At 32.7% G+C, this 2,686-nt stretch carries 3 protein-coding genes and 1 pseudogene; 3 read left to right on the forward strand and 1 reads right to left on the reverse strand.

Annotated features, from left to right (window positions below):
- Window positions 1-69: 69 nt before the first annotated feature.
- From DWW13_RS18265 to DWW13_RS18275, 3 genes are read left to right on the forward strand one after another with little or no spacing between them, the layout of a single operon-like run.
- Entirely contained in the window at window positions 70-486 is a 417-nt protein-coding gene (locus DWW13_RS18265) for a hypothetical protein (protein ID WP_117762271.1), read from the forward strand.
- A 26-nt stretch (window positions 487-512) separates the two neighbouring features.
- Window positions 513-956, forward strand: coding sequence for a hypothetical protein (locus DWW13_RS18270; protein ID WP_117762272.1), 444 nt, complete (start codon window positions 513-515; stop codon window positions 954-956).
- A 12-nt stretch (window positions 957-968) separates the two neighbouring features.
- Window positions 969-1,487 (forward strand): hypothetical protein, encoded by a 519-nt coding sequence (locus tag DWW13_RS18275; protein ID WP_117762273.1) that lies wholly within the window; start codon window positions 969-971, stop codon window positions 1,485-1,487.
- 52 nt (window positions 1,488-1,539) lie between these two features.
- Here the strand turns inward: DWW13_RS18275 and DWW13_RS18280 are convergent.
- Window positions 1,540-2,686: pseudogene (locus DWW13_RS18280) on the reverse strand (IS3 family transposase); the annotation flags it as partial.

Raw genomic sequence — 2,686 nt, forward strand, 5'->3', positions numbered from 1 at the left:
GGGATAAGTTTGTGCAAAATTCGATATTTGCTCATTTATAGGTATTTAAAAACTTAAAGAGGGCTGTTGATGTTTACTAGAAAGGAAGATAGATTATTGAAAACTTTGAATGACTTTTATGATTATGTGACATCACAAGGGATAGATAAGAATGCTATTTATGAAGAAACGGGCGAAGGGTTTGCAGTCGTTTCTTTCCCGGAAAGAGGAGAAAAAGATTGCATATATAACATTGCAATTGTTTTTTACGAAAACGATAATGATGTAGAAATTTATGTCAGAAAACCGATAAAAGATTTCGATGAATTGACATTATTAAGAAAATTGAACTCTCTTAATTGTGAGTATACTGATGTAACATTTTTAGTCGATGAAAATATGCTTACTGTTAAATCACATTTGCTATCTCAGGGAAAGCTGGAAAACGTGTTAATTAAAATGGTATCTGATGTACAGTTAGCACAAACTGAATTCATAAAAATTTAAAATCAGACAAAAGAAAGGGATAAACTATGTTTCATGGATTTAAAAATAAGTTACGTTTAGGAATAACCATTTTTGTGGCTGCATTCACTGTTTCATTTTTTAGTGGCGCATTAGGAATTGGCGAATCATTTAGATTCTTCAGCGTTTGGGAGCGGATACTGTCTTTTATTTTTGCATTGATAGGTATCGGAATTCTGTATATCATCATTTACTATTGGTATGGTAAAGATACTCGATGCCCATCTTGTCATAAACCATTTTGTTTGAAAAAGACAGGTGAAGAAATTGTAAGTAAAGAGAATGTTTCCGTACTTATAAATACTAATACGCGAAATAAAAAAGGCGAAATCGTAGGATCACAAGAACAATATGTTCCAGGGGAGCGCATTACATACCGTGTTAACAAGGTTTGTAAAAAATGTGGAAAAACTTGTTATAGCACTTATAAAAGGGATATACCTAAAGTATAAGGAGGTGAACTTATGACATTGGAAGAATACTGTAATTTGATTGAAAATGCTTTTAAAATTCATAATTGGAATTATGCAAGAAATGATAATGGAAATAAATCACTTTTTATTATTAATTTTTTAGAAAACGGAGAATGTTATGCAAAATGCAATGTAACTGTATCTGATAATGGAATATGTGATATGAACGCTTTTTTCCCTTTTAAGTGTCCTGGGGATGAATCGCTTAATAAAGAAGTCACCTTAAGCTGCTACATTGCAAATTGTAATTACACCAAGAGATATGCAACCCTTAGATATGATTATGAATCCGGAAACATAGTTAGCAGCTATAGTTTTAACATATTTCCGACCATGACTCCCGAATTTATATTATCTAAATTTAATACAGTAAGAAATATGAATAAAGATAATTATAACTATATTAAGAAGTTATGCGAGCAACAGGATGATAAAGAGACGCAAGAAACGCAAGAAACGGAAACGTTTATATCTACAGATCAAAAAGGCAAATACAAAATTGATCTGTAAGCAAAAATACCGAAGGCGACGAGGGGAGGGTGCGGACATTTTCTTGGACTATCTAAGTGACCAATCCAAGTCTATGTCTGTACTCTATAGGACTCAAATATCCTAATGATTTTTTTATTCTTTTTTCATTATACCAATAAAGATAATCATTTAAAATACCAATAAATTCTGAGATGTTTACCCCAGATCAATCTGCATTATAGAACATCTCATTTTTAATTCTTCCAAATACGCCCTCACAGGCAGAATTATCAGGTGAACAGCCTTTCTTTGACATTGATCGTATGAAACCATTTTTCTCCATCCTGTCAATCCAGCCTGGCCAGCGGTAGTGTACGCCTCTGTCTGAATGTATGATTGGTTTTTCTCCTACAGATAGTAATTTAGCTGCATCGTCAAGCATAGAATTGACAAGTAATGCATCTGGAGAAGTGCTTATATTCCAATTGACAAGTAAGCCATCAAAACAATCTACTATAGGCGATAAATAAACCTTTCCTGCCGGAATTGCAAACTCGGTTATATCTGTTAACCACTTTTCGTTAGGTTTAGATGCAGAAAAATTTCTGTTAATTAGATTATCTACTGCTGGAGATATTTCACCTTGATAGGAATTATATTTACGAGTTCGTTTGATTTTTACTACAAGTTGTTCTTCTTTCATAATCCTACGAATAACTTTTTCTGAGACAATTATATTTTCACGCTTAAGTAGGGCGTGAATTCGTCTGTAACCATATCGACCTTTATTCTCTGTAAATAATTCAATGACTCTAACACGTAAAAGTGTATATTTATCTTCTTTTTGTAGGGATTGTTCCTGATAATAATAACTGCTTTTTGATAATTGTAATTTCTGTAATAATAATGGCAGTGAGTAGCTATTTTTCAAGACATCGATTATCACCGCCTTCTCTCTGTTGCTGAGAGCACTCTGATCGATGTCTGGGTCTTTTTTTAATACATTTATCGTTTCTTTAAGAATGTCTATTTCTAATTGCATATCTTGCATTTGAGCCTTCAACTGATTTATTTCATCAGAAGAAATATCTGTACTTGAAACAGAACCTTCTACTAATGTTCCCGGAGTAATGTTTTTGTGATTCATAAGACCTAATGTACCTTCTTTTAAATAACGTTTTCGCCATTGATAAATACGTAAGCGATGAATAATCACCCGGTTTTTCATCTCCTCAAAT

Origin of the sequence: Blautia sp. AF14-40 (genome assembly GCF_003479665.1) — a bacterium.
Lineage (GTDB): Bacteria > Bacillota > Clostridia > Lachnospirales > Lachnospiraceae > Fusicatenibacter > Fusicatenibacter saccharivorans.

Coding starts and splice junctions, on each gene's coding strand:
- DWW13_RS18265 (WP_117762271.1), top strand. CDS start 70: ATGTTTACTAGAAAGGAAGATAGATTATTGAAAACTTTGAATGACTTT.
- DWW13_RS18270 (WP_117762272.1), top strand. CDS start 513: ATGTTTCATGGATTTAAAAATAAGTTACGTTTAGGAATAACCATTTTT.
- DWW13_RS18275 (WP_117762273.1), top strand. CDS start 969: ATGACATTGGAAGAATACTGTAATTTGATTGAAAATGCTTTTAAAATT.